We start from the raw sequence: 25,234 nt of genomic DNA on the forward strand, positions 1-25,234 counted from the left end.
CCGATGACCCGCATTACTGATCTTCGCGTATTCGACATCCGTTTTCCTACATCGCAAAGTCTGGATGGTTCGGATGCGATGAATCCTGATCCCGATTACTCAGCTGCCTATGTGGTGCTGGATACGGATGCCGGGCTTTCCGGTCATGGGCTGACCTTTACCATCGGTCGCGGCAATGAAATTTGCTGTTTGGCAATCGAGGCGATGAAACATCTTGTCGTTGGCCTTGAACTGGACTGGGTAAAGGAAAATCCCGGCAGGTTCTGGCATTTCATCACCGGCGATAGCCAGCTACGCTGGATCGGGCCCGATAAGGGTGCAATGCATCTGGCGACGGGCGCAGTGGTCAACGCCGTATGGGATTTGCTGGCCAAGGAAGCAAAGAAACCAGTCTGGCAGCTTGTCGGTGAGATGACGCCGGAGGAAATCGTCAACATCGTTGACTTCCGCTACCTGACTGACGTTTTGACCCGTGAAGAAGCTCTGGAAATTCTGCATAAGGCAGAAACCGGCAAGAAAGAGCGTATCGAAACGCTCAAGGCTGAGGGTTATGCCTGCTACACGACTTCGGCAGGTTGGCTCGGCTATTCGGATGAAAAGCTGCGACGTCTCTGTCAGGAAGCTATCGATGCGGGTTTCAATCACGTCAAGATGAAGGTCGGGCGTGATCTTGATGACGATATCCGGCGCCTCACCATCGCGCGTGAGGTCATCGGCCCGGATCGTATTTTGATGATTGATGCCAATCAGGTCTGGGAAGTGAATGAGGCGATTGACTGGGTGAACAAGCTCGCCTTCGTCAAGCCATTCTTCATTGAGGAACCGACAAGCCCTGATGATGTGGCGGGACATCGCAAAATTCGCAAAGCTATCCATCCGGTCAAGGTTGCGACAGGCGAGATGTGCCAGAACCGTATCATGTTCAAGCAGTTCATTGCGGAAGGTGCCATTGATGTGGTGCAGATCGACAGCTGCCGCATGGGTGGGTTGAACGAAGTGCTGGCCGTGTTGCTCATTGCGGCAAAATACAATCTGCCTGTCTGGCCGCATGCGGGCGGTGTGGGCCTATGCGAATATGTGCAGCATCTGTCGATGATTGATTATATTGCCGTTTCCGGAACGAAAGAGGGAAGGGTGATTGAATATGTCGATCATCTCCACGAACATTTTGTCGATCCCTGCAACATTCAGAATGCGGCCTATATGCCACCTTCACTGCCAGGCTTCTCGATCGAGATGAAGCCCGAATCGATCAAACAATATCTGCATCGCGATCTATAACCGTGTTTTCTGCTCAACCATCGCTTCGGCGATGGTTGCTGCCAGTGAATTTCAGGTCGCAATTGGCGTATCCAATCAAGGTTGTGGACAAGCTGCGCCGTTCTGGCACATCAGAACCTGCGCCATTTTGGCCGTGTCGTCTTGTGTAAATGCGATGTCGTTTCCGCACCTATTCTTTTTTTCAAGCGAGTGCTTTTATCAGGCTACTTGAGGTGCCGCTTTCTAGGGAAGGTGGAGAATTGGGAAGCCGGTTTAATCCCGGCGCTGCCCCCGCAACGGTAGTGGAGTGAAACGCGGCAAAATAGCCACTGGAACAGGTTTCCGGGAAGGCGCCGTGAAACCCTTTAGGGAACTCCAGAGCCCGGAAACCAGCCACAAGCGATAACACCGACTGATCGCGGTGGGCGATCAAGGAGCATTGTTTTGTATGGGTAGCCATACAGGCGGTCTTCTCCGTCACCACCAGTCAGTTCTTTCGCAAATGAGATGGCGAGGACACGACATGGACGCACATAGTGAACTGCTCCGGAATTTGAAACACCGGAAACCGGGCTACGGCCTAGAGCAGGCTTTTTATTCCGATCCGGACTATTTCCGGTTGGATATGGAGAATATCTTTTATCGCGATTGGCTCTTCATCGGCCATGACTGCGAAGTGGCGCGACCTGGCAATTATTTCACCGTGCAGATTGGCGATTATCCGGTTGTTATCGTCCGTGACCGTGAAAAGAAAATCCGGGCTTTCCACAATTCATGCCGTCATCGCGGTTCGCGCGTTTGCGCCTCAGAGCGAGGCAGCTCGGCAAAGCTTGTTTGCCCCTACCACCAGTGGACTTACGAACTGGATGGCCGGCTGTTGTTCGCGCGCCAGATGGGCGATGATTTTGATGCCAGCCAGCACAGCCTGAAGACAGTGCATTGCGAAAGCATCGGCGGTTACATTTTCATTTGCCTTGCTCCGATAGCACCGGATTTTGCAGCAACACGCGCGTTGATTGAGCCTTATCTCGCTCCGCATCGTCTTGGCGAAACCAAAGTCGCCTTCCAAAGCTCCATCGTCGAAAAGGGAAATTGGAAGCTGGTTTGGGAAAATAACCGCGAGTGCTATCATTGTGCCGCAAATCATCCTGAACTCTGCAAAACCTTTCCGGAAGCGCCAAGCGTGACCGGCGTTCAGGGTTCCAAGGATGATCCGGAAATCGTGGCGCACTGGGACAAGTGCGAAGCGGCCGGTCTGCCAAGTGTATTCCGTATTGATGAAAATGGTCAGTTCCGTGCAACGCGCGTGCCGCTGCTGCACGAATCCGAAAGCTACACCATGTCAGGCAAACGCGCTGTCGCGCGTCAGCTCAGCGATGATGTGAGCACACGGCAAATCGGTTCACTGCTGCTTTACCACTACCCGACAACATGGAACCACATTCTGGGTGATCACGCGATTTCCTTCCGGGTTCTCCCGCTGAGCCCCACCGAAACGCAGGTAACGACCAAGTGGCTGGTGCATAAGGATGCTGTCGAAGGCGTCGATTATACCATCGATGAACTGACACATGTTTGGCTCGAAACCAATGATCAGGATCGCCAGATCGTGGAGGAAAATGCCTTTGGCATCCGTTCACCTGCCTATGAGCCGGGCCCATATTCGGTCGAGCATGAAGGCGGCGTACTGCAGTTCCTCGAATGGTATTCCAACACCATGGAAACACGTCTCGACGGCGGCAAGCGACTGAGCAAGGTAGCATAGTGAATATGGGCATTCCTCAAAAATACCCGCATCTCGATCAGATGCAGCCATGGAACGACCGGCTGCATCTGCTGGAGTGCCTGTCAGTCATTGAGGAAGCGCCCAATGTGAAGACCTTCACATTCCGTTCAGACAATCAGAACTGGTTCCGGTATGAGCCGGGCCAGTTCATGACTTTCGAGCTTGGTACACAACCGGAAGCGGTCTTGCGTACCTATACGCTGTCTTCCAGCCCTTCGCGTCCATTCACGATTGCCATAACTGTCAAGGCGCAGGATAGCAGCATCGGTACACGCTGGATGCTGGACAATCTCACACCTGGTGCAAGGCTGAAAGCCTTTGGCCCACTGGGTGACTTCTCCATCTCGAAGCACCCCGGTGACAAATATCTGTTCATTTCGGCGGGCTCAGGCATAACGCCGATGATGTCGATGACGCGTTGGATGCAGGATTGCGCGCCGCAAAGCGATATCAGTTTTGTCAGCTGCGCACGCCGTCCAAGCGACATCATTTTTCGCAAGGAGTTGGAGTATCTGACGAGTTGCATGCCCAATCTCAAGCTGTCGTTTCTGATCAAGGAACATGAAATGGGTCAGCTTTGGACTGGAATCCGGGGCAGGCTGGAAGCACCGAAGCTTTCGCTGCTGTCGCCAGACTTTAAAGAGCGCACGATCTTCTGCTGCGGACCCGACGGTTTTATGCGCGATGTTCGCACGATGCTTGAAGATTCGGGCTTCGATATGGCCAATTATCATCAGGAAAGCTTTGGTTCTGCTGCTGAACCTGTTCTGCCGTTGATGGACGAAATTTCGACCGACGTTGCTGAAGCTGCATCTGTCGTGACATTCTCGATGTCCGGTAAAGACGTGCCTTGCGTGGCAGGCGATACGATATTGAAGGCAGCGCGTGGTGCCGGCATTCGCATTGCTGCGGCCTGCGAGTCCGGCCTATGTGGCACCTGCAAGATCATGAAGATTTCCGGCAGTGTCGACATGAACCATAATGGTGGCATTCTCGATGAGGAAATCGATGAGGGCTATATTTTGGCCTGCTGTTCCAAGCCTTTGAGCAATGTCGAAGTGGAAGCATGACTATCGTTTAACGTGATGCTCATGCTGTGCTATTATTCAGTGCATGAATTTACGTTCGGTAGATCTCAATCTTCTCGTTGTTCTTGATGCCCTGCTTGACGAGGCGCATGTATCGCGTGCTGCAGATCGGCTTGGCCTTTCGCAACCGGCAACTTCAAGTGCACTTGAGAGGTGCCGTCATCTTCTCAACGATCCGTTGCTTGAGCGCGGCAAGGGTGGGATGAGGTTGACCGCCAAGGCAGAGGGGCTGCGCGAGCCTATCAAAAACCTTCTGGCTGAGGTGGTGACGATTCTCAATCCACCCGAGGTTGATGTTGCAACGCTTAATCAAACTGTCCGCATCATTATGGGCGATTATCCGGCGATGGTCATTGCGGGTACGTTATACCGGGAACTTGCAAACCGGGCACCGGGCATAAACCTCGTCATCCAACCCTGGCACGGCGCTGATGAAGCACTGGATGGCTTGGCCAAGGGTTTCGTTGACCTTGCCATATCGGTGTTTCCCAAGCCGGATGTCTCATTTCAGCGCCATGATCTGCTCTACCAGAAGTATGTGGTGGTTATGCGCAACGGTCACCCTGCCGCTCGCAACTTCGATCTGGAGCAATGGCTCGCCTATCCGCACATACTCGTGTCGGGGCGCGGTGATACCAAGGGGCCGTCGGATGACGCGCTAGCGGCAATCGGCAAAGAACGCCGCGTTGGGTTCGTTGTTCCAAGCTTTGTGCTTGTCCCGCCGCTTCTGGCAGAAACAGATTTGATTGCGATGGTTCCCAGCCTGTGTATTCCGCAGGACTATCGCAAGGACTTCGTTATTTTCGAACCGCCTGTGCCGGTCGATGGTTTTACCTTGCATATCGCTTGGCATATGCGCCGGGAAAAAGACCCTGCAGTACAACTCGTGGCTTCGATTATCAGGGACACACTGATAAAACTGGACATTCAGGCAGGCCAATAATTTTTTCTTGGTGGCGATTGACGGAAACGCTGCGCCGACGGATTGTGGCGCCCGAGAATTGCGGCCCATTCCCTTGGAAAGCAAGACAGATAAAAGCTTCCGGAGGAATCAGATGGGCGCAGCCGCTTCACAACCCGTTTTTGCAATCAATCATATCGCTACTCCCAAACTTCGCCCTGCCGCGTTTTTCGAGTTGGCCAAGACTTTGGGATTGCAAGACGTTGAAATACGCAACGATCTCGCCAGGAATGCAATTGTCGATGGAACTCCTGCTGGAGAAATCCGGGCTCTGGCTGAGGCAGCAGGCGTGAACATCGCTACTATCAATGCTTTGCAGCGTTTTAATGAATGGACGCCGGAGCGCGAGCGTGAGGCAATTGAACTCGCAGATTATGCGCGAGACGTTGGCGCTGCGGCGTTGGTTCTCGTTCCCGTCAATGACGGTACGGGGCAAGCCGATGGCGAGCGACAAGCCAATTTGCGCGAAGCGCTAACCGCCCTTAAACTCATCCTTGAAAGCCGGGGGCTTTTGGGTTTCGTTGAACCTCTTGGCTTTGAGATTTGCTCGCTCCGCTCAAAGCGTGAAGCTGCGGAAGCCATTGAAGCTGTTGGTGGAAAGGGCCGTTTCAAACTGGTCCACGATACGTTTCATCATCATCTGGCGGGTGAGCCTGCATTTTTCCCGCAACTGACCGGGTTGGTGCATATTTCGGGTGTCACAGATACCGCCGTGAGTGTCAGCGAAATGCGCGATCCACACAGGGTTCTGGTCGATGAAGATGACCGTCTCGGTAATGTTGATCAGATTCGCGCGCTTTTGGAACAGGGCTATAATGGGCTCTTTTCATTCGAACCGTTTGCAGAGGAAGTTCAGGAAATGGCCCATCCAGCCGCAGCCATTTCCACCAGCATGGCGTTGATCAGAACCAGATTGGGCTGATAGCTACCTTTCCGGGGAAACCTTTGTGAACAATGGCTTTTATCTGTTCCAGCGGGACGCACACTTCGCGCAGCTGTGCTTCCAGATAACTATCAATGCATTTGAAATCGGTCTTGGCCATTCACCCGTTCCTCTATCTCGTTGATACAAGGAAGTACTCGCAATATTCTGATATAAAAGTTTCATGAACTACTGTTTGCTTGTGGCATCTGCGTGGGTTATCACTTTGAGTGATAGTCTGTGATACTTCCCAAAGAGGTACCCGCATGCAGAGTCCTTTTCCCGCCAGCATGAGTAACTATGTCAGCGGACAAATAGCCAAAATCGAAGACGAGAGACAGCGCGCGGCGGAGCTTGCTGCGGCCTATGCTGCAACAGATATTTTTGCGGGAATTGATGGAACCGGCGTTTTCAACGACCGGCAATATCAACTGGAATTTCAGAACAGCTTCATCAACCGGATGTATCGGGAATGGGATTCGCCAGCGAAGTTTTACCGGCGTGGTCCCAGTATAGACGGTGTAGCCACAGCCAATCTCGCGTTTGCGGCCTTTGAACACATCCATAAGCTTTATCGTCAGGGGGGTGGAAAACCCAAGCGGATTTTCCTCGCAGGATACAGCCGCGGCGGAGCTGCGGTCGTCAAAGTCTGCGATTTGTTGCAGGACAGAAAAATTCCTGTCGACGGGCTTTTTCTGTTTGATGCGGTAGATCGTGCAGTGCTTATCACGCCGAACTTCATTCCGAAAAATGTACGGCATTGTTTTCACGCACGCCGCGATCCCCGTGCAAATTCACGCAATAGCTTTGGGAGTTACGGCACCAAATTTCATCGTGGTATTACCGTTTATCAGGAGCGTTTCTTCAATTGCACCCATGGCGGCATGGGCGGAGTGCCTTGGCTTGTCGCAGACCCTGATGGCTATATAAACGAGGCTGAAAAGATAGAGTTGGGCAAGCCAATTTTGCAGAGCCCAATGGCTCGCGCTCTGGCTTTGACGAATCCTGCCACAGCCGGCCTGGTCATCTCGGAACACCTGGCTCACCAAGGTACCGACGCGTATCGGGCAGCGGGTCGCACAAGGATTACCTTGCAACAGGACAAGACCGGGTCTGCTGAGGTGGGACAATGGATGTTCGGGGCGCTTAAAGATTTGCGCAAGAGCCTTGCAGCAACGGCGCACGTTCCAACCTCTTAGCCAATAGATAGAATCCGCGAAATCACTGCGGAATTGCGCAGACTTTTTGCTCCTCCCTTTAGCAGCTTTTTCCATATGGAACATTATCGGACCCTCAATGGTTCCTGTATCCCAATTGACAGGAGGAACCAGCATGAAAACCCTAGCAGAGATCTTCGAGCATACGCTGCACGATATTTACTATGCGGAAAATGCAATCGCCAAAGCTTTGCCGAAAGTTGCCGCGGCGGTTAAGGACGCCAAGCTCAAGAAGGCTGTTGAGGAACATCTTGAAGAGACAAAGGGCCAGATCAAGACGCTGGATATGGTTTTCAAATCTTTGAGCCTTAAACCGAAAGCTGAAAAATGCGATGCAATCGAAGGATTGCTCAAGGAGGCTGACGGCTTGTTGGAAGATGCTTCCGGGACTGCGCTCAACGCAGGACTTTTGGCGGCAGCACAAGCAGTCGAGCATTATGAGATAGCTCGATATGGTTCTTTGCGGGAATGGGCAAAGACACTCGGGCATGATCAGGCGCACAAATTGCTCAGCGAGATTCTTGATCAGGAAAAAGCAGCAAACAACAAGCTTACCAATATTGCTGTCGAAAGCGTCAACAAGCCATAAAGTTCCCGGAACATCCAAATTGATCAGGCGGGTTCGGCAGTTTGCCGGGCCCGTTTTTGCGTGGTCAATTTGCGCAGCTGTGCAAAAAATCACACTCGTTACAGGGATGTGCAAGCTGAATCAGGCTTGACGCTGGAACCTTAAAATGGAATAAATATTTCAGAAACTGGTTGTAACGGTCTGTATATTCCGAAATTGCAATCCAGGGTCAAGGTTTGCGCGAAGATTGCGCACCGTCGGCACTCAATTTCGTTGGTCGGGGTAGGTATGGCTACGAAAGAGGGTGAGGAAGGTTCCGGATAAAAGGTGTTACCGGGCACCATGTGGAGGAGAAGAAAATGAAAAAGTTTCTATTGGGAGTGGCTATTTCAGCCCTAATGAGCAGTTCCGCGCTGGCAGCCAATATTGGCGTGTCGATGGCGCAGTTTGACGACAACTTCCTGAACGTCTTGCGCACCGGCATGGAAGATTATGCCAAGACTTTGGATGGCGTGACTTTACAGGTCGAAGATGCCCAGAACGATGTTGCCAAGCAACAGAGCCAGATTCAGAATTTCATTGCGTCCAAGGTGGATGCAATTATCGTGAATGCGGTCGATACGGACGCGACCGCTGCCATGTCGAAGATTGCCGCTGAAGCCGGAATTCCACTCGTCTATGTCAATCGTCAGCCAGCCAACGTAGACGAGCTACCAGAGAAGCAGGCTTTTGTTGCCTCCAATGAGACTGAAGCCGGTACGCTTGAAACAACCGAAGTCTGCCGCTTGCTGAAGGGGCAGGGCAAAGTAGTCGTCATGATGGGCGAGTTGTCCAACCAGGGCGCTCGCGCGCGAACCAAGGCCGTGCATGATGTGATCGCAACAGACGCTTGCAAGGGCCTTTCAGTCGTTGAAGAACAGACTGCAAACTGGTCGCGCACACAAGGTGCGGATTTGATGACAAACTGGCTTTCAGCCGGATTGGAATTCGATGCCGTCATCTCCAATAATGACGAAATGGCAATTGGTGCCATTCAGGCACTCAAGGCCGCAGGTCGCGCACCAGATAGTGTTGTGGTTGCAGGTGTTGACGCTACTCAGGACGCTCTTGCAGCAATGGCTGCCGGCGATCTCGATGTCACCGTATTCCAGGATGCGGCTGGACAGGGGAAGGGCGCTGTCGATGCGGCACTTAAGATTTCCAAGGGCGAAAAAGTCGAAAGCAAGGTCTATATTCCTTTCGAACTCGTAACGCCCGAGAACGTGTCCAAGTACCAGTCAAAGAACTAGGCGGCATAGCCTTAGCCTGCCTCTCCCTTAACCGGGGGGAGGCAGCATTGGCATTTAAATGCAGCCAATCTCTCTGGGAGGAGAAGAGCATGACACTCAGCCCTTCAACCATGGCAGCAGTTCGCGCCAGCGGGGCGGTTCCGCAGGCCGAGTATCTTTTGAATGTTGAAAATATCCGCAAGGAATTTCCCGGCGTTCTGGCGCTGGATGATGTGCAGTTTCGGCTGAAGCGTGGGACTGTGCATGCACTGATGGGCGAAAATGGCGCCGGAAAATCCACCCTGATGAAGATTCTCGCCGGAATATATATTCCGGATCAGGGCGAGGTTTACTTGAAAGGCTTGCCTATTCGCCTGAAATCACCGCTCGACGCGCTGGAAAACGGTATTGCCATGATTCATCAGGAGTTGAACCTGATGCCGTTCATGACCGTGGCCGAGAATATCTGGATACGCCGCGAGCCGAAGAACGCTTTCGGCTTTGTGGATCATGGCAAAATGTATGACATGACGGCAGAGCTTTTTCAGCGGTTGAAAATTAAGCTCGATCCAGAAAGTCAGGTGCGGGATCTATCGGTTGCCAATCGTCAGATGGTGGAAATCGCCAAGGCAGTTTCATACGAATCCGATGTGCTGATCATGGATGAGCCAACCTCAGCGCTTACGGAGCGCGAGGTGGAGCATCTTTTTGCGATTATCCGCGACCTGCGTTCACAAGGTATCGGTATCGTCTACATCACTCACAAGATGAACGAGTTGTTCGAGATCGCCGACGAGTTTTCGGTGTTCCGTGACGGACGCTACATCGGCACTCATGCGTCCACCGATGTGACCCGCGACGACATCATCAAGATGATGGTCGGACGCGAAATCACGCAGATGTTCCCGAAAGAAACAGTGCCAATCGGTGACATTGTCCTTTCGGTGAAAGACCTTTCACTGAAAAACGTCTTTCGCGATGTCTCTTTTGACGTGCGGGCAGGGGAAATTCTTGGCATTGCCGGTCTCGTCGGCTCCGGGCGCTCCAATGTGGCGGAAACCGTTTTCGGCGTTACCCCGGCCACGAGCGGGACAATCTCCATCAATGGCAAAGAGGTGAAGATTACAACGCCAAACCAGGCGATTGGCTACGGTATGGCGTTCCTGACAGAAGACCGCAAGGAAACAGGCTGCCTGCTCATCCTTGATATTCTTGAGAATATGCAGATAGCGGTACTCCAGGACCGTTTCACGAAGTTTGGTTTCGTGCAGGCAAAGCAGATATCGGATGCTTGCGAGAAGATGAGCCAGACTTTGCGTGTCAAGACGCCGAACCTTGAGGAGAAGATCGAAAACCTCTCCGGCGGCAATCAGCAGAAGGTGCTGATTGGTAGGTGGCTGCTTACCAATCCGAAGATTCTTATTCTGGACGAACCGACACGCGGTATTGATGTGGGTGCCAAAGCGGAAATCCATCGTCTTGTGACACAGCTTGCAAGACAGGGTGTCGCGGTCGTCATGATTTCATCGGAGATGCCCGAGGTGCTGGGCATGAGTGATAGGATCATGGTGATGCATGAGGGCCGGGTAACAGGCTTTCTCGACAGAGCCGAAGCGACGCAGGTCAAGGTAATGGAACTGGCGTCCAAGTAATCAGGTCAAGCTTTAAGGGCCCGACGGCGCTATCTGGAATATTGGGAGGAAACTTATAATGACAAGTGAACAAGCAACTGTAACGGCCACTTCCCGCCGAAGCCGGCGGCTGCCACCCGAAGTCAACATTCTTCTGGTGTTGATCGGGATTGCGTTGGTTTTTGAAATCCTTGGCTGGATATTTGCCGGACAAAGCTTTTTGATGAATACACAACGCCTGCGCATCATCATCCTGCAGGTTTCGGTTATTGGCATCATCGCAGTTGGGGTCACGCAGGTGATCATCACAGGCGGTATCGATCTCTCTTCGGGTTCCGTTGTTGGTATGACCGCAATGATAGCGGCGAGTTTCGCACAGTCCTCCACTTGGGCACGCCCGGTTTATCCGGGTCTTACGGATTTGCCATTCATCATTCCCATTGCCATCGGTCTCGGTATCGGGTTGCTGGCCGGTATTATAAACGGCTGGCTGATAGCGCAAACGAAGATACCTCCGTTCATAGCGACGCTGGGCATGATGGTTTCTGCTCGTGGCGTCGCCAAGTGGTATACGAAGGGCTCGCCGATCTCCGGACTGACCGATCAGTTCAATTTCATCGGAACCAGTATCTGGCCGGTTGTGGTGTTTCTCCTTGTGGCCCTGATCTTTCACATCGCATTGCGCTATACCCGCTATGGCAAGTTCACCTATGCCATTGGTGCCAATATGCAGGCGGCGCGCGTCTCAGGTATCAACATCGAGCGGCACCTGATCAAGGTCTATGCTGTTGCTGGCCTTTTGGCAGGGCTTGCAGGGATTGTCACTGCTGCCCGCGCGCAGACGGCACAATCCGGCATGGGCGTGACCTACGAGCTTGATGCCATCGCGGCGGCTGTTATTGGCGGAACGTCATTGACGGGCGGTATCGGTCGCATCACAGGCACCGTCATCGGCGCGATCATTCTGGGCGTGATGATTTCCGGTTTCACCTTCCTGCGGGTCGACGCCTATTATCAGGAAATCATCAAAGGCATCATTATCGTTGCAGCCGTTGTCATCGATGTGTATCGCCAGAAAAAGAGAAAAGTCTGAAATCTGTAACGCCCGGGGATCATCCCGGGCTTTCTTCCAAGAGGTAATGAAATGACTGTACGTTTTGGTCTGCTCGGTGCGGGCCGCATCGGCAAGGTTCACGCCAAGGCAATAGGATCGAACCCGCAGGCGCAGCTTGTTGCTGTTGCCGATGCATTCGAACAGGCCGCGAAAGATCTGTCTGCAGCATATGGTTGTGAGATTCGGACCATCGAAGAGATTGAGGCTGCCGATGATATCGATGCCGTCATCATCTGTACGCCAACCGATACGCATGCCGACCTTATCGAGCGTTTTGCGCGCGCTGGTAAGGCGATATTCTGTGAAAAGCCAATCGACCTTGATGTGAAACGTGTTGAAGAGTGCCTTGCTGTGGTCAGGGAAACCAAAGCAACGTTGATGGTTGGCTTCAATCGCCGCTTCGATCCGCATTTTGCAGCGGTTCGCAAAGCGATCGATGACGGTGCGATTGGTGACGTGGAAATGGTCACAATTACATCACGCGACCCCGGTGCTCCTCCCGCTGAATACATCACGCGTTCAGGTGGCATTTTCCGAGATATGACGATTCATGATTTCGATATGGCGCGCTTCCTGCTTGGCGAAGATCCGGTCGCAGTAACCGCTCATGCGTCGGTACTCGTAGACAAGAAGATTGGCGAACTTGGTGATTATGATAGTGTCAGCGTCATCCTTTCAACAGCGTCCGGCAAGCAATGCATCATTTCAAATTCGCGTCGTGCGACCTATGGTTATGATCAGCGCATAGAAGTGCATGGCTCCAAAGGTATGGTTGCGGCAGAAAACCAGCGCGCTGTTTCCATTGAAATCGCCAATGGCGATGGTTACACGCGGCCACCTCTGCACGACTTCTTCATGACGCGTTACATTGAAGCTTATGCAAATGAAATTGCTGCTTTCATTGAAGGTATTGCGACTGGAAAGAAAGCCGCTCCAAGCGGTGAAGACGGTCTGATCGCATTGGCGCTCGCTGAAGCCGCTTTGCGGTCAGTGAAAGAAGGCAAGACGATTACTGTTTGATTACAGCTTGTTGCGATTATCCTCCTTGAGAGGAGGGTAATCGCAGTTATTTCCTAACGGGCCATCAGCCATTCATGCTCTGCGGCATTGTGGAATTTCCACGTCCGCTTCGGCCCCGCCATGACGTTGAGATAATACAGGTCATAGCCGTGGCAGGCAGCGCAGGGGTGATAGCCCTTGGGCACCATGACAACATCGCCATCCTCAATAGCCATGGCTTCATCCAGCGAACGATCATCCGTGTATACACGCTGGAAACCAAAGCCTTGTGGCGGGTTGAAGCGATGGTAATAGGTTTCTTCCAGATAGGATTCAGCCGGAAGATTGTCCTGATCATGCTTGTGCGGAGGATAACTGGATGTGTGCCCACCGGGGGTAATCACTTCAACCACAAGAAGCGAATCCGCTGGCTCATTTTCGGGCAGGATATTGGTAACATAGCGGGTATTGGTACCCTTGCCGCGTGTTTCCTGACCGAGATCGTCGGGTGATATAATGCGAACTGGCAGGCCACCGCCAAGTCCAGGTGCAGAGCAGACCGCAAGTTCTACATCCGTCTCTGCCGATATCCACCAGTCAGAGCCTTGGGGCAAATAGACCGACCAAGGCTTGCCTTCGAACGGGGACATGCGTTCACCAAGAAGGCCGAGTTCTTCGCCATTGGCTGTCACCTTGCCCTTGCCGGTCACAAAGACGAGGCAGACTTCCTTGTCTTCAGTTTTCCCGCACAATGATTGCCCGCTCTCCAGCCGGTGCAGATCGAATCCGACATAGCTCCATCCGGCACTTTCAGGCGTTACCTTGGCTATGTGCCCGGTACCGTCTATGGCCTTGATCAGCAGTTTTGACATGGATCACTCCTTCTCGACGTTAATGTCCGCCGGTGGAACTGGTTCCGACGCATCGTAGATGATGAAGAATTGCCAAACTCCATATCCTGCAAAGCCCAGTGCGATGATGCCCCAGAACGGTGTTCCGGTGACAAACTCAAAAATAGCCCACGCGATGCAGAATGCCACGACGGCAACTCTGCGCCACAATGGGCGGAAGAATGGATGGTTTGAATCTTTAGTCACGCAAGTCCTGCTTCCTTGATGAAGCGGCTGAGATTGCTGTGCCCAAGCTTGGAGTACGTTGCCGGATCGGCTTTCGTCGGGTCCTGCTCGGCTTCTACAACGACCCAGCCGCTATAGCCTTTGAGTTCCTTGAGAACCCGAACATAGTCGATCATACCGTCACCGGGAACCGTATAAACGCCAGCCAGAACACTATCGAGGAAAGACCAGTCTTCGCGGTTGGAGGCCCACATCACGTCTTCGCGAATATCCTTGCAATGAACATGGCCGATACGGGCTTTGTAATGGCGTGCCAGACGCGCCGGATCGCCGCCACCCCAAGTGGCATGTCCGGTATCCAGCAGAAGGTTTACTGTGTCACCTGTAACTTCCATGAAGCGGTCAATCTCGGATTCAGTCTGAACGACTGTACCCATGTGGTGGTGATAAACCAGTTGCAGGCCGTAAGTTTGCTTGATCGCTTCCGCAAAACGCGTATAGCGCTCGCCAAAAACGTTCCAGGCGGATTTCAGCAGGACTGGACGCGCCGAAAGTGGCAACTCCTTGTTGGAATGGATGGCGTTGGAAGTCTCAGCCGCGATCAAAACTGTACAGCCCATATCCTTCAGGAGCGTTGCATGAGCTTTGACAGCCTCAAGCTCTGCATCCACATCGCGCACCAGCAGCTCGGTTGAATACCAGCCGCTGACAAGGCTGTGGCCATAGGCGTCGAGTATCGGGCGCAATTTTTCAGCGGTGCGTGGAAATTTGTTACCAAGCTCCATGCCGGTGAAGCCGGCTGCCTTTGCCTGCTCAAGGCAGGTTTCCAGCGGAATATCGCCGCCGATTTCCAGCATGTCGTCATTCGACCAGCCGATTGGGTTTGCCCCGATACGGATCATTCTTCAGTTCCTTTGGTTGTTGGTGGGCAGCTCAGTCACCGACACGCTGCAATTTCAATTTTTGTTCGTAATCCTTGCGTGCCGCGTTGACCTGACTGCGCTGGCTGACTTCCGGAACAGCGACGTCCCACCATGTTCCGCCTTCTTCCGTGGAAATCAAAGGATCAGTATCAATGACGATAACTGTCGTGCGGTCATTGTCTTTCGCCCGGGTTAGTGCCGTTTCAAGCTCGGCAATCGAGGCAACCTTTTCCGAGATTGCGCCGAGACTGCGGGCGTGAGCGGCGAAATCGATATCCGGCAAGACTTCGTGCTTGGAGTCCTTGAGCAGATTGTTGAAGTTTGCGCCGCCTGTGCCCATTTGCAGCCGGTTGATGCAGCCATAGCCGCGATTGTCGAGCAGCATAATGGTGATGCGCTGGCCAATCATGACAGAGGTGGCAATTTCCGAGTTCAACATCAGATATGAGCCATCGCCAATCATAACGACGACTTCGCTGTCAGGCTTGGCCATTTTTGCTCCGAGGCCACCAGCGATCTCATAACCCATGCACGAGAAACCGTACTCGGCGTGATAGGTGCCGGGCGCACCTGCCTGCCATAGTTTGTGCATTTCGCCCGGCAATCCGCCTGCGGCGTGAAGAACGGTTGCTTCCGCCCCGAATGTGCGTTGAACAGCGCCGATTACCTGTGCATCGGAAGGCAAGGCTGCATTGGTTGGCCCCGTCACTTTCGCGGCGGCTATTTGCCATTCGGCTTTGCCGGATTTCGCATTCTCAGTCCAGCTTTCCGGAGCCTTGTAGTCTTGTAATGCGGCAGAGAGTTCGAGTAGCCCTTCTTTCGCATCGGCAACCAGCGGTAGTGCGCGATGCTTCGCTGCATCGAAGGTTTGAACGTTCAGTCCGATGAAAGTCTTGGCGGAGTTCTGGAATAGTGACCACGAACCAGTTGTAAAATCCTGCAGGCGCGTGCCGATAGCGACGATTACATCAGCTTCCTGCGCCAGCCGGTTGGCCGCAGAAGTTCCCGTGACACCCACAGCCGCCATATTAAGCGGGTGAGTATCGGGCAGAGAAGATTTGCCGCCCTGTGTTTCACAGACCGGGATGCCTGCAGCTTCCACAAAGTCTGCCAGTTCTTTCGAAGCCTGTGAAAAGGTCACACCACCACCGGCGATAACCAAGGGTTTCTTGGCAGATTTCAGAGCTGCGACAGCAGCGGCAAGCTCATTGCGATCAGGACGAGTGCGGCGTTGTGCCCAAACGCGTTTGTCGAAGAAGCTTTCCGGGTAATCATAGGCCTCTGCTTGTACGTCCTGACAAAGCGCCAGCGTAACCGGGCCACATTCCGCCGGATCAGTGAGTACAGTCATGGCGCGCGCAAGGGCAGGTATGATTTGTTCGGGGCGGGTGATCCGGTCGAAATAGCGTGAGACCGGTTTGAAGCAATCGTTGGCCGAGACGGTGCCATCGCTGAAAGACTCTACCTGTTGCAGAACCGGGTCTGGCACCCGATTTGCAAAGACATCGCCGGGAAGCAAAAGAAGCGGCAAGCGGTTGACGTGAGCGAGGGCAGCAGCAGTCACCATATTGGTCGCGCCCGGTCCGACCGAGCTTGTTACCGCCATCATACGCTGGCGAAAACTTGCCTTTGCAAAGGCGATGGCGGCATGTGCCATGGCTTGCTCGTTATGGGCGCGATATGTAGGCAACTCGTCCCGAACCTGATACAGCGCCTCACCAATACCAGCGACATTGCCGTGACCGAAGATCGCCCAGACACCGGCAAAGATCGGCACTTCCTTGCCGTCAATGACGGTCATTTGCGCGGTCAGAAAACGCGTCAGTGCCTGCGCCATCGTCAGGCGTATGGTATTGCTCATATCAATCTCCTCCCGGATATTTTGCCGCTATTGCGGATGGAATACCGGTTCCACTTTTCCTGGAATTGCTCTTGCTATGCCGCTTTTGCGTTGCGGCTGGCAAGCCATGCCCTGGTCAATTTTTCGAAACGATCCGCCATTTCATTGATAGCAGCTTCATCGGACAGTTTGTCTGAGAGCCAACTTTCCGCTGCGTCCATGAAAATTGTCCGGCCGACCGCAAAACCTTTGACAATCGGTGCGTCTGCGGTAGCACCGAAAGCTGCTTCCAGCTCATCGTGCGGCGCCTCCAACCCGAGCAGGACAACTCCGCGACACCAAGGATCGTTCTTCTCAACGACCGCTTCGATATTCTTCCACGCTGTTGCTGAAGCCTGCGGCTCAAGTTTCCACCAATCGGGTTTGATGCCGAGCGTATAAAGTTCTTCAAGCGCCCGCGGAATGGTGTTGTCATCGAGAGGGCCATGCTTACCCGCTATAATCTCGATCAGCAATTCGCGCCCGACCTTGCGGGCTGCCTCAAAAAGAGTGCGCAGCTTCTGTTGCTGCTCCAGCTTCAGGTCGGCAGGATCGTCCGGATGGTAAAAACACAAGCACTTGATGCAATGGTCAACGGGCCACTCGGCCAATTGCGAGCCAATGTCTTGAGAGAATTCGAAACGCAGCGGGCGAGAACCGGGTAGCTCTACCGGGCGTCCGAGCCAGTCGAAATTATGGCGGGCAAACTCGAACATCGCTTCTCGTCCGAATTTCTCGTCGAGCAACATCCCATAACCACCACGGCCGTCCGCGACTTTTGCGGCTGCTTTGACGGCCAATTCCTTAAACTCACCGACTTTCGATATATCGATGCCCAGCTTTTTGACAAGCTCTTCGAGTTGAACGCGATGGTCGATGGCGAACGTCATCATTGACGGAATGTCGCGGCGACGTGTGGTCGCCCAATGGACGTGGTTGATCGCCTCATCCTTGCGCAAAGCGTGCTGCGTGCTGCCATGCTCGAGGAAGAATTGCAGTTCTGTAAAAGTTGGTATCTCCGGCGAACAGAGCAGACGCGAAACGGCAAATGCTCCACAGGCATTTGCCCATGTTGCCGCAGTCGCCAGGGATTCTCCACCGAGCCAACCACGAAGCAGGCCCGACATGAATGCATCACCTGCTCCAAGAACGTTGAACACTTCAATCGGAAAACCTTTCCCGACAATGCCATCTTCGAGATCGTCGGAAATTGCTCCCTCATAAACAATACAACCCATCGGTCCGCGCTTGAGAACGATTGTTCCCGTTGACAGCGCCCGAATGGTCTTTAGCGCGCTCAGTAGATTATCTTCACCGGACGCAATCAGGACTTCCTCTTCGGTACCAACAATGAGGTCGCAGTCGGCCAGCACGGTCTTGAGGTGATTTGAAACAGCGTCAGAAGCTATATAGCGGCTATCTCCATCGCCATGGCCAGCAAGGCCCCAGAGATTTGGCCGGTAGTCGATATCGAATACAACTTTTCCGCCCGCCTCTTTCATCAGTCGAATGGCCTTGCGCTGAGCAGCATCAGGCTTCGGCTTGGAAAAATGCGTACCAGTAACGACGATTGCGCGGGCTGAGCTTATGAATTCGGGATCGATATCGCTCTCTTCAAGGGCCATGTCAGCACAGTCTTCGCGATAGAAGATCAGCGGAAAGCTCTTGTCATTTTCGACTGACAGAATGACCAATGCCGATAGACGCTGTGGGTCGGTGATGACGCCCGTTGTGGCAACGCCTTCGCGCACCATCTGTTCGCGGATGAAGCGCCCCATCTGCTCGTCACCAACGCGGGAAAGTAGAGCCGAACGCAGACCAAGCCGCGCCGTACCGATAGCGATGTTTGCGGGGCAGCCGCCAACGGATTTTGCAAATGAAGTGATGTCTTCAAGGCGTGAACCTATTTGTTGGCCATATAGGTCTACTGATGAGCGGCCGATAGTGATGACATCTAGCGGCTTGCCAAGGGGCTTGGCGCTATCAGTTCTATCCATGTCGTCCTCCCGATATTGATTATTCTTCCCGTGCCGAAACAGAGGGAATTTCTCCATATGAAATAATAATTCTATCAAATCGTCAATATGGAATGTATATTCTTTTTAATATTCCAGCGGTTCAAATGCTGCGTCGACGTTCCGCCACGCTGACAGTCAGCGCCATTGCAAGCGCCATAGTCCCGGACAAGGATCGGAAACCCGAGAAATCTCCCTCTGCCGCTTCGAACCAGACTTTTGCCGATTGGGCGAGGGGCGAAAAGGCACTGTCGGTAATTGCCACAACAGGCACGTTGCGCGCTGCCAGTGCAGCCGCGTGTTCAATGGTGGCTGATGCATATGGCGAAAAACTGATCGCGATGGCTGCATCTGCAGGACTGGCAAAGGACAGGATTTCGGGATCGATGCCGGCTGTCGATTCAATCAATTGGTTGCGGATTTTCAGCTTTCCAAAAGCATAGGCCATATAGGCAGTGATGGGATAGGAGCGGCGGCGGGCCAAAAGATAGATTGTTTCGGCACCCGCCAGAATATCGACTGCGCGGTCCAGCACCTCATCTTCAACCTGCCGTGAGATCGTTTCGACTGATTGACTGGCTGCAGCGAGAAAACCGTTGAGGATGGCGCGGTTTTTTGAAACGCCGTCCATATCGCCATGCAGAGCGGAAAGGCGCTCCTCATACGAAATCTGTCGTTCGCGCAGGCGCTCGCGAAAGACTGATTGGAGGCTGGTAAAGCCATCGAAACCTAGATGCTGGGCAAAGCGGATGAGGGTAGAAGGCTGCACGCCTGCCGTACTCGCGATGCTGGCGGCGGTGCCAAAGGCAATTTCGTCCGGATTGCTCAGTGCGTACGCGGCAATCTGTGCCAAGCGTTTTGGCAGTACATCCCGCCGTTCAAGGATCAGGCTTCGCAATGCGTCGAAGTCTCGCGGCAACTCCGCTCCATTTTCCATATTACCCATCCGAATCGTTCCCCTGATCCCCCTATCTTACAAAGCAAAATATTTATATCAAAGTGGATCAGTTATTCCATTTTTGTTTGTTATAGATTATTTCATTCAATATTCGCAAGCACTGGAGAAGAGTCGATGCTGGGTGTTGGACTGATCGGGACTGGTTTCATGGGTAAATGCCACGCTTTGGCGTGGAACTCGGTTCGCGCCGTCTTCGGTGATGGTCCCGATATATCGCTGGTTCATCTGGGAGAAGCGAATGAAAACCTTGCTGTCGAACGCGCAAGCGAGTTCGGTTTTCGCAGAGCATCCGGCGATTGGCGCGAAGTCATCAATGACCCGCAGGTCGATGTCGTTTCGATCACCACACCAAACCAGTTTCATCCTGAAATGGCCATTGAGGCTCTGAAAGCCGGTAAACATATCTGGTGTGAGAAGCCGATGGCACCGGCTTTTGCAGAGGCGGAAGCCATGGCGACCGCGGCAGCGCAATCAGGTAAAGTGGCGGCACTCGGCTATAATTACACGCAGGGACCGGCAATCCGTCATATCCGCAAGCTGCTGGATGAGAAGATTATCGGGGATGTCAACCATCTACGCATTGAGATGGATGAGGACTTCATGGCTGATCCGGATGCGTTGTTTTATTGGAAACACGAGGCGACATCCGGTTATGGCGCGCTTGATGACTTTGCCGTGCATCCGTTATCCCTGCTTTTCACGCTCTTCGGGCGTGTATCGCGTGTGATGTGCGATATGACAAAGCCTTATCCGAGTCGCAAGACACAGGATGGCTCAAGCCGTGCTGTCGAAACCTATGATAGTGCCAGTGTGCTGATGCATATGGAAAACGGCGTGGCAGGTACCTTACAGGTGAATCGTTCCGCCTGGGGCCGCAAGGGCCGCATTGCATTGCAGATATTCGGCTCGAAGGGTTCGATCCTGTTTGATCAGGAACGCGCAAATGAATTCCAGCTTTATGTGACGTCGGATCGCCCAACGGAACAGGGTTATCGCACCATACTGACTGCGCCACATCATGAACCCTATGGCAGGTTTATTCCCGCGCCGGGCCACGGCCTGGGTTTCAATGATCTGAAGATCATCGAATGCCATGAGCTGATCAAACGGATCGAAGGTCAGCCAGCGCATCTGATTGAATTCGCCGACGGGCTGGAAATAGAGCGGACGGTTCATGCCATGGCCCGCTCGTTCAACGATCAGCATTGGGTTGACGTGCGATAGGTCAGCCTACCACCTGAGAGCAAATCGCCCGGTTATCGCGCCAATGAGGCCGGGCACCAATACACCCAGAGTATACCAGATCGCAATGAAGGGTATGGCGCTTTCGGTGCAATGGAATGAATATATCAATGACCCAATAGCGCCTGAGGCAAGCCCGGCCACGGTCCCTGCCAGCGTCAGGCGTGTCGGTGCCAACCCGCGTAAAACCCAGAATGCGCCTATGAGCAAAGGCATCGACAGTACGACGATATTGAACGTGCATACTGCAAGTGATTTACCCGTCAGCAACGCATAATGATCCTCAGGAGGCGCCATGGCGAATATCCCCGCAGCAAGTATTCCGAATGCAAAAAGCGCGACTGTCATCAAGATGAGGTTGATGAAGATACTGCCAGCCGGATAGGCGATACGCTTGATGGCCCATGCACCAATGACGGCCAGAAGCAGAGTATAGGCAAGCTTGCCCCAGAACGGCATGGTAGCGGAAGCTTCCATGAGATCGGGCCGCATACCGAGCCACCAGACCATTAGAAGCCATGAGGCAACGAAACTTACTCCAAGTCCAATGGCAATCCGTTTCGCGACGGCTGTACGTGACACGGGTTTCAAGTCGCCTGCGAGACGTGCAATCAAATCATCCGTTGTCATGCGCACGTCCTTTCAATTTTGCGGCGATCGCTTTGATGCCTCTGTGAATGCCAACCTTTACGGCCGATTCCGAAAGCCCGGTGCTTGTCGCAACTTCCGCTATGGACTGCCCCTCGATCTTCGTCCGGTAAATCAAATCTCGTGATTTCTCGGGTACTGATTGCAACAGACTTTCCACATCCATCCGATCTGTCGCTGGATCGGAATAGTCGACCGGGATAAGATCGTCAGCATCATCCAAAGGCACTGTTGCCCGAATTTTATTGCGCCTGAAATGATCGATCAGCTTGTATCGCGCTATCGCATGCAGCCAGGCTGTGAATGGGCGGTCCGTCTCGTATGTCGCCAGCCTTGTATGCAATGCCATCAATGTGTCCTGCACCAGATCGTCGGCGTCGCTCTTGTGAGACTCAGCCAGCCGACGCAGAAAATAAAGACGCAGATGCTTTGCAACGTCATTCAACAGAATGGCGTAGCTGCGCGCATCGCCCGCAAGACTTGCAAGCATCAGTTCTTTCAATCGCGTTTCGACAGAGTGCACTCCGTTTCAATTCCTTATTCGGGCGAGAGCCGGAAAAGTTACAATTGAGATGCAAGGCAACTGAACGTCAATGGCGTAACGCAGAAACTTGCAGCTGATGATCACCAATCCGTGATTTCTGTAACCAATTTCCACTCCCGTTCGTATGTCTTGATGTGACCGGCCAACAGCTAGCCGCATATGTGGATGTCAAAGGCATCCGAAACTTTGAAGCACGTTTCATCGTGTCTGAATAACCCAAGGAGAAGTCCAATGAATGTTTTCACACGTAGTGTAGCGCTTGTCGCCCTGGTTGCCGCCACAAGTCTTGCGGGAATAAGTCTCGGGAGTGCCGAGGACGCCATGAAAAGTGAGCCGGTCAAGAAACATGACGCCATGAAGCCAGATGCCATGAAACAAGATGCAATGAAGGCTGATCCCATGAAGGGCGACGCCATGAAAACTGATGCCATGAAAACCGACGCTATGAAATCTGATCCCATGAAACCGGATGCGATGAAGAAAGACGCCATGAAGACTGACGCGATGAAAGGTGATGCCATGAAGCCTATGAAGAAAAAGCCGGATGCAATGGCTCCAGCAGCAAACTAATATAGGCTCAACAAATTGCTGCGGCCATGACGATGTCTCTCCCCAGATGGGGGGAGGCCGCGACATCCGACAACAGGCCCGTGGAGGCTCAAATGACTAGTGGCACTTCCGGCACTGCCCTGAACGAAAAGCCAAAGAAGGTTCTGTTCTACCGTCATTCGCTTGCGGTACGTATTACGCATTGGCTTAATGTACTGTGCCTGAGCTTCCTGTTGATGAGTGGCCTGCAGATATTCAATGCTCATCCGCATCTGTACTGGGGGCAGTATGGCGCTGATGCTTTGCCTGATCCTGCCTTTTTATCCATTGAAGCTTATGCCGATGGAGACAGTATGAAGGGCGTGACGACAATCGGACCATTTCAATTCACCACGACCGGAGTGCTCGGTGCGTCAAAGATGGACGGTGAACTGACACCCCGGGCATTTCCATCCTGGTTGACGATACCGAGCTATCAGGATCTTGCGACCGGGAGACGCTGGCACTTCTTCTTTGCCTGGTTTTTCGTGATCAATGGTTTCGTCTATATGCTTTATGGTATGGTCTCCCGACATTTCCGCCGTGACCTCTTGCCCACCCGGGCAGAGCTGACACCCAAACATCTTGCTCATGAAATTGCTGAACATGCCCGCCTGCGCTTTCCAAAAGGGGAAGAGGCGCGCCGCTATAATTCGCTCCAAAAGCTGGCTTATGTCGGGGTAGGCTTCATCCTGTTGCCTTTAATGATATTAACCGGCCTTACGATGTCCCCAGGTTTCAATGCCATTTTCCCTTGGCTGCTTGATGTTTTCGGTGGCCGTCAGTCCGCCCGGACAATTCATTTCATCACTGCTTCTCTGATCGTTGCCTTCGTTGTGGTTCACGTCATCATGGTCCTTATATCAGGTGTATGGAATAATCTGCGCTCGATGATCACAGGCTACTATGCGATCAAGGTTGACCCGGCCCCTGCTTCGAAAGGGGAGGTGTCCAAATGAGCATCGATCTCACACGCCGGCGTTTTCTCATTGGCTCTGGCGTTGCTGCAACAGGAATTCTGACCGGTTGCGATGCAATGGTGCGAAGCCCAAGTGTCAATGCGGTTCTGGAAAAAGGCGAGTGGCTTTCAATGAAAGCTCAGCGCTTACTCTTGGGCGGCCAGCAACTGGCCCGAGAATATACCGAAGCGGATATGTCTCCCGTATTCAAGGCTAACGGGACACAGATGCCTGAGACAGATGTCTATAAACGCCTGATCGACACCAATTTTGCGGACTGGCGCCTTGAGGTTGGCGGTATGGTCAAAACGCCGAAGAGCTTTTCCATGGCCGATCTGAAAGCCATGCCATCACGTACGCAGATTACACGCCATGATTGTGTGGAAGGCTGGAGCGCAATTGGTAAATGGACGGGCGTGCCTCTTGGGCTGGTGCTGGAACAGGTTGGTCTTGCACCCGGCGCGCGATACGCAGTGTTTCATTGTGCCGACGATTACGAGCAGTCACTTGATGGCAGCGGTCTTTATTATGAGAGCATTGATTTGGTGGATGCGTGGCATCCGCAAACGATCCTCTCCTACGGTATGAATGGCAAGGATCTGGAGATTGCACACGGCGCGCCATTGCGCCTGCGGGTCGAACGTCAGCTCGGCTACAAACACGCCAAATATCTCATGCGGATCGAACTCGTTGACAGTTTCAAGAACATCGGCTCCGGCAAGGGCGGTTTCTGGGAGGATCGAGGATATGAGTGGTATGCCGGTATCTGAGAAATCGCATTGCGCTTGGTCGAAAAATCGGTTCCTACACTTTGTCCCGGGATAATCATCTGACATAAGAGGCGAAACAATCTGAAAGAGAGATTTTTCGTGTCCGCAGCCTCTTCCGTCTTCGATAAAAACTATGCAGCCTTCCTGTTTGACATGGATGGCACCATCCTGAATTCCACCGTGGCGGCAGAGCGCGTATGGAGCAAATGGGCTGAAGCCCACGGCTTGGACGTTGCGGCGTTCATGCCAACGATGCATGGGGTCAGGGCTATCGATACGATCCGGCGTCTGGGATTGCCGGGCGTTGACCCGGAAGTGGAAGCTGCCAAAATAACAGAAGATGAAATAAAGGATGTCGAAGGCGTCATGGCGCTTCCCGGTGCAGCATCTTTTCTGGCAAGTCTGCCACCTGAAAAATGGGCAATTGTAACATCGTCTCCTCTCGAACTTGCAAAGCGCCGACTTGCCGCTGCTGGAATTCCTGTACCTGCTACGCTTGTCACTGCTGAGGATGTCAAAATCGGCAAGCCAAATCCTGATTGTTATCTTCTGGGTGCACGCAAGCTTGGCGTGGATGCTTCAGACTGCCTTGTCTTTGAGGACGCGACGGCCGGTATCCTTGCCGGAGATGCAGCTAAAGCCGATGTCATGGTCATTACCGCTACTCACAAGCACCCTGTCGAGACGACACATACAACCATCCCTGACTATGAAAATGTAACTTTTCGGTCAGTGCAGGATGGGCGACTCTCTATTGTGAAAACTGCCTGAGAAAGAAAACTGTTCGGCGTTGTAATTATTCGGCGCGATTTCCTTTT

Annotated in this window: 25 protein-coding genes and 1 riboswitch; of the genes, 16 read left to right on the forward strand and 9 right to left on the reverse strand. The window is 53.1% G+C overall.

All coding sequences use genetic code 11. The features are described 5' to 3' along the window. The first annotated feature begins 3 nt into the window (after positions 1-3). From ABKW30_RS12040 to ABKW30_RS12060, 5 genes are all read left to right on the forward strand, one after another. Positions 4-1,281: an L-fuconate dehydratase gene (locus ABKW30_RS12040; protein WP_348599171.1), complete on the forward strand. Its 1,278-nt coding sequence runs from the start codon at positions 4-6 to the stop codon at positions 1,279-1,281. A gap of 193 nt (positions 1,282-1,474) precedes the next feature. Then, positions 1,475-1,673: riboswitch (cobalamin riboswitch) on the forward strand. Positions 1,674-1,783: 110 nt separating this feature from the next. After that, complete coding sequence (locus tag ABKW30_RS12045; protein WP_348599172.1) at positions 1,784-3,025, forward strand: aromatic ring-hydroxylating dioxygenase subunit alpha; 1,242 nt, start codon at positions 1,784-1,786, stop codon at positions 3,023-3,025. A 5-nt stretch (positions 3,026-3,030) separates the two neighbouring features. Beyond that, complete coding sequence (locus tag ABKW30_RS12050; protein ID WP_348599173.1) at positions 3,031-4,116, forward strand: hybrid-cluster NAD(P)-dependent oxidoreductase; 1,086 nt, start codon at positions 3,031-3,033, stop codon at positions 4,114-4,116. 43 nt (positions 4,117-4,159) lie between these two features. Next, positions 4,160-5,077 carry a LysR family transcriptional regulator gene (locus ABKW30_RS12055; RefSeq protein WP_348599174.1) on the forward strand — a complete coding sequence of 306 codons (918 nt, stop codon included), beginning with the start codon at positions 4,160-4,162 and terminating at the stop codon, positions 5,075-5,077. Between the two features lie 112 nt (positions 5,078-5,189). Then, a complete protein-coding gene (locus ABKW30_RS12060; RefSeq protein ID WP_348599175.1) occupies positions 5,190-6,017 on the forward strand; it encodes a TIM barrel protein in 828 nt (275 codons plus the stop codon). Here ABKW30_RS12060 and ABKW30_RS12065 read toward each other — a convergent pair. Beyond that, positions 5,998-6,138 (reverse strand): hypothetical protein, encoded by a 141-nt coding sequence (locus ABKW30_RS12065; protein ID WP_348599176.1) that lies wholly within the window; start codon positions 6,136-6,138, stop codon positions 5,998-6,000. The genes ABKW30_RS12060 and ABKW30_RS12065 overlap by 20 nt on opposite strands. 145 nt (positions 6,139-6,283) lie before the next feature. On the opposite strand from ABKW30_RS12065, the gene ABKW30_RS12070 reads away from it, so the two are divergent. From ABKW30_RS12070 to iolG, 6 genes are all read left to right on the forward strand, one after another. Next, positions 6,284-7,216 carry a hypothetical protein gene (locus tag ABKW30_RS12070; protein ID WP_348599177.1) on the forward strand — a complete coding sequence of 311 codons (933 nt, stop codon included), beginning with the start codon at positions 6,284-6,286 and terminating at the stop codon, positions 7,214-7,216. Between the two features lie 133 nt (positions 7,217-7,349). Beyond that, the gene (locus ABKW30_RS12075; RefSeq protein ID WP_348599178.1) at positions 7,350-7,823 is read left to right on the forward strand and encodes a DUF892 family protein; all 474 of its coding nucleotides are present in this window, start codon (positions 7,350-7,352) and stop codon (positions 7,821-7,823) included. A 338-nt stretch (positions 7,824-8,161) separates the two neighbouring features. Further along, positions 8,162-9,091 carry a sugar ABC transporter substrate-binding protein gene (locus tag ABKW30_RS12080; RefSeq protein WP_348599179.1) on the forward strand — a complete coding sequence of 310 codons (930 nt, stop codon included), beginning with the start codon at positions 8,162-8,164 and terminating at the stop codon, positions 9,089-9,091. An 89-nt stretch (positions 9,092-9,180) separates the two neighbouring features. Further along, complete coding sequence (locus tag ABKW30_RS12085; protein WP_348599180.1) at positions 9,181-10,722, forward strand: sugar ABC transporter ATP-binding protein; 1,542 nt, start codon at positions 9,181-9,183, stop codon at positions 10,720-10,722. Positions 10,723-10,780: 58 nt separating this feature from the next. After that, positions 10,781-11,794 carry an ABC transporter permease gene (locus tag ABKW30_RS12090; RefSeq protein ID WP_348599181.1) on the forward strand — a complete coding sequence of 338 codons (1,014 nt, stop codon included), beginning with the start codon at positions 10,781-10,783 and terminating at the stop codon, positions 11,792-11,794. Positions 11,795-11,845: 51 nt separating this feature from the next. After that, positions 11,846-12,835, forward strand: a complete 990-nt coding sequence (gene iolG / locus ABKW30_RS12095) for an inositol 2-dehydrogenase (RefSeq protein WP_348599182.1) — start codon at positions 11,846-11,848, stop codon at positions 12,833-12,835. A 53-nt stretch (positions 12,836-12,888) separates the two neighbouring features. Here iolG and iolB read toward each other — a convergent pair whose 3' ends face one another. The 6 genes from iolB to ABKW30_RS12125 form a co-directional block, all read right to left on the reverse strand. Further along, positions 12,889-13,686, reverse strand: coding sequence for a 5-deoxy-glucuronate isomerase (gene iolB, locus ABKW30_RS12100; RefSeq protein WP_348599183.1), 798 nt, complete (start codon positions 13,684-13,686; stop codon positions 12,889-12,891). 3 nt (positions 13,687-13,689) lie between these two features. Further along, a complete protein-coding gene (locus tag ABKW30_RS12105; RefSeq protein WP_348599184.1) occupies positions 13,690-13,911 on the reverse strand; it encodes a DUF3329 domain-containing protein in 222 nt (73 codons plus the stop codon). Further along, a complete protein-coding gene (gene iolE / locus ABKW30_RS12110) occupies positions 13,908-14,792 on the reverse strand; it encodes a myo-inosose-2 dehydratase (RefSeq protein ID WP_348599185.1) in 885 nt (294 codons plus the stop codon). The genes ABKW30_RS12105 and iolE overlap by 4 nt, the downstream gene beginning before the upstream one ends. A gap of 31 nt (positions 14,793-14,823) precedes the next feature. After that, positions 14,824-16,674 carry a 3D-(3,5/4)-trihydroxycyclohexane-1,2-dione acylhydrolase (decyclizing) gene (gene iolD, locus ABKW30_RS12115; RefSeq protein ID WP_348599186.1) on the reverse strand — a complete coding sequence of 617 codons (1,851 nt, stop codon included), beginning with the start codon at positions 16,672-16,674 and terminating at the stop codon, positions 14,824-14,826. 74 nt (positions 16,675-16,748) lie between these two features. Then, on the reverse strand, positions 16,749-18,689 hold the full coding sequence (gene iolC, locus ABKW30_RS12120) for a 5-dehydro-2-deoxygluconokinase (RefSeq protein WP_348599187.1): 1,941 nt from the start codon (positions 18,687-18,689) through the stop codon (positions 16,749-16,751). Positions 18,690-18,810: 121 nt separating this feature from the next. After that, positions 18,811-19,653 (reverse strand): MurR/RpiR family transcriptional regulator, encoded by an 843-nt coding sequence (locus ABKW30_RS12125; protein WP_348599188.1) that lies wholly within the window; start codon positions 19,651-19,653, stop codon positions 18,811-18,813. Between the two features lie 126 nt (positions 19,654-19,779). On the opposite strand from ABKW30_RS12125, the gene ABKW30_RS12130 reads away from it, so the two are divergent. After that, entirely contained in the window at positions 19,780-20,889 is a 1,110-nt protein-coding gene (locus ABKW30_RS12130) for a Gfo/Idh/MocA family oxidoreductase (RefSeq protein ID WP_348599189.1), read from the forward strand. A 6-nt stretch (positions 20,890-20,895) separates the two neighbouring features. On the opposite strand, the gene ABKW30_RS12135 is transcribed toward ABKW30_RS12130, so the two are convergent. Together ABKW30_RS12135 and ABKW30_RS12140 are read right to left on the reverse strand one after the other, a co-directional pair. Next, positions 20,896-21,537 (reverse strand): DUF1109 domain-containing protein, encoded by a 642-nt coding sequence (locus tag ABKW30_RS12135; protein WP_348599190.1) that lies wholly within the window; start codon positions 21,535-21,537, stop codon positions 20,896-20,898. Next, on the reverse strand, positions 21,524-22,078 hold the full coding sequence (locus ABKW30_RS12140; protein WP_348599191.1) for a sigma-70 family RNA polymerase sigma factor: 555 nt from the start codon (positions 22,076-22,078) through the stop codon (positions 21,524-21,526). The genes ABKW30_RS12135 and ABKW30_RS12140 overlap by 14 nt, the downstream gene beginning before the upstream one ends. A 252-nt stretch (positions 22,079-22,330) precedes the next feature. Between ABKW30_RS12140 and ABKW30_RS12145 the strand changes: the two genes are divergently transcribed. The 4 genes from ABKW30_RS12145 (at position 22,331) to ABKW30_RS12160 (ending at position 25,187) form a co-directional block, all read left to right on the forward strand. After that, positions 22,331-22,669, forward strand: a complete 339-nt coding sequence (locus tag ABKW30_RS12145; RefSeq protein WP_348599192.1) for a pentapeptide MXKDX repeat protein — start codon at positions 22,331-22,333, stop codon at positions 22,667-22,669. Between the two features lie 92 nt (positions 22,670-22,761). Further along, complete coding sequence (locus ABKW30_RS12150; protein WP_348599193.1) at positions 22,762-23,646, forward strand: cytochrome b/b6 domain-containing protein; 885 nt, start codon at positions 22,762-22,764, stop codon at positions 23,644-23,646. Beyond that, positions 23,643-24,416, forward strand: a complete 774-nt coding sequence (locus ABKW30_RS12155; protein WP_348599194.1) for a molybdopterin-binding protein — start codon at positions 23,643-23,645, stop codon at positions 24,414-24,416. Before ABKW30_RS12150 ends, ABKW30_RS12155 begins: the two co-directional genes overlap by 4 nt. A gap of 99 nt (positions 24,417-24,515) precedes the next feature. Next, complete coding sequence (locus ABKW30_RS12160) at positions 24,516-25,187, forward strand: HAD family hydrolase (RefSeq protein ID WP_348599195.1); 672 nt, start codon at positions 24,516-24,518, stop codon at positions 25,185-25,187. Positions 25,188-25,234: the final 47 nt, after the last annotated feature.

It is taken from the genome of Phyllobacterium sp. SB3 (genome assembly GCF_040009165.1).
Classification (GTDB): Bacteria; Pseudomonadota; Alphaproteobacteria; order Rhizobiales; family Rhizobiaceae; genus Phyllobacterium.

What these genes read in the sequence shown, in the direction of transcription:
- ABKW30_RS12040 (WP_348599171.1), top strand. Translation starts at nt 4, where the DNA reads ATGACCCGCATTACTGATCTTCGCGTATTCGACATCCGTTTTCCTACA.
- ABKW30_RS12045 (WP_348599172.1), top strand. Translation starts at nt 1,784, where the DNA reads ATGGACGCACATAGTGAACTGCTCCGGAATTTGAAACACCGGAAACCG.
- ABKW30_RS12050 (WP_348599173.1), top strand. Translation starts at nt 3,031, where the DNA reads ATGGGCATTCCTCAAAAATACCCGCATCTCGATCAGATGCAGCCATGG.
- ABKW30_RS12055 (WP_348599174.1), top strand. Translation starts at nt 4,160, where the DNA reads ATGAATTTACGTTCGGTAGATCTCAATCTTCTCGTTGTTCTTGATGCC.
- ABKW30_RS12060 (WP_348599175.1), top strand. Translation starts at nt 5,190, where the DNA reads ATGGGCGCAGCCGCTTCACAACCCGTTTTTGCAATCAATCATATCGCT.
- ABKW30_RS12065 (WP_348599176.1), bottom strand. Translation starts at nt 6,138, where the DNA reads ATGGCCAAGACCGATTTCAAATGCATTGATAGTTATCTGGAAGCACAG.
- ABKW30_RS12070 (WP_348599177.1), top strand. Translation starts at nt 6,284, where the DNA reads ATGCAGAGTCCTTTTCCCGCCAGCATGAGTAACTATGTCAGCGGACAA.
- ABKW30_RS12075 (WP_348599178.1), top strand. Translation starts at nt 7,350, where the DNA reads ATGAAAACCCTAGCAGAGATCTTCGAGCATACGCTGCACGATATTTAC.
- ABKW30_RS12080 (WP_348599179.1), top strand. Translation starts at nt 8,162, where the DNA reads ATGAAAAAGTTTCTATTGGGAGTGGCTATTTCAGCCCTAATGAGCAGT.
- ABKW30_RS12085 (WP_348599180.1), top strand. Translation starts at nt 9,181, where the DNA reads ATGACACTCAGCCCTTCAACCATGGCAGCAGTTCGCGCCAGCGGGGCG.
- ABKW30_RS12090 (WP_348599181.1), top strand. Translation starts at nt 10,781, where the DNA reads ATGACAAGTGAACAAGCAACTGTAACGGCCACTTCCCGCCGAAGCCGG.
- iolG (WP_348599182.1), top strand. Translation starts at nt 11,846, where the DNA reads ATGACTGTACGTTTTGGTCTGCTCGGTGCGGGCCGCATCGGCAAGGTT.
- iolB (WP_348599183.1), bottom strand. Translation starts at nt 13,686, where the DNA reads ATGTCAAAACTGCTGATCAAGGCCATAGACGGTACCGGGCACATAGCC.
- iolE (WP_348599185.1), bottom strand. Translation starts at nt 14,792, where the DNA reads ATGATCCGTATCGGGGCAAACCCAATCGGCTGGTCGAATGACGACATG.
- iolD (WP_348599186.1), bottom strand. Translation starts at nt 16,674, where the DNA reads ATGAGCAATACCATACGCCTGACGATGGCGCAGGCACTGACGCGTTTT.
- iolC (WP_348599187.1), bottom strand. Translation starts at nt 18,689, where the DNA reads ATGGATAGAACTGATAGCGCCAAGCCCCTTGGCAAGCCGCTAGATGTC.
- ABKW30_RS12125 (WP_348599188.1), bottom strand. Translation starts at nt 19,653, where the DNA reads ATGGGTAATATGGAAAATGGAGCGGAGTTGCCGCGAGACTTCGACGCA.
- ABKW30_RS12130 (WP_348599189.1), top strand. Translation starts at nt 19,780, where the DNA reads ATGCTGGGTGTTGGACTGATCGGGACTGGTTTCATGGGTAAATGCCAC.
- ABKW30_RS12135 (WP_348599190.1), bottom strand. Translation starts at nt 21,537, where the DNA reads ATGACAACGGATGATTTGATTGCACGTCTCGCAGGCGACTTGAAACCC.
- ABKW30_RS12145 (WP_348599192.1), top strand. Translation starts at nt 22,331, where the DNA reads ATGAATGTTTTCACACGTAGTGTAGCGCTTGTCGCCCTGGTTGCCGCC.
- ABKW30_RS12150 (WP_348599193.1), top strand. Translation starts at nt 22,762, where the DNA reads ATGACTAGTGGCACTTCCGGCACTGCCCTGAACGAAAAGCCAAAGAAG.
- ABKW30_RS12155 (WP_348599194.1), top strand. Translation starts at nt 23,643, where the DNA reads ATGAGCATCGATCTCACACGCCGGCGTTTTCTCATTGGCTCTGGCGTT.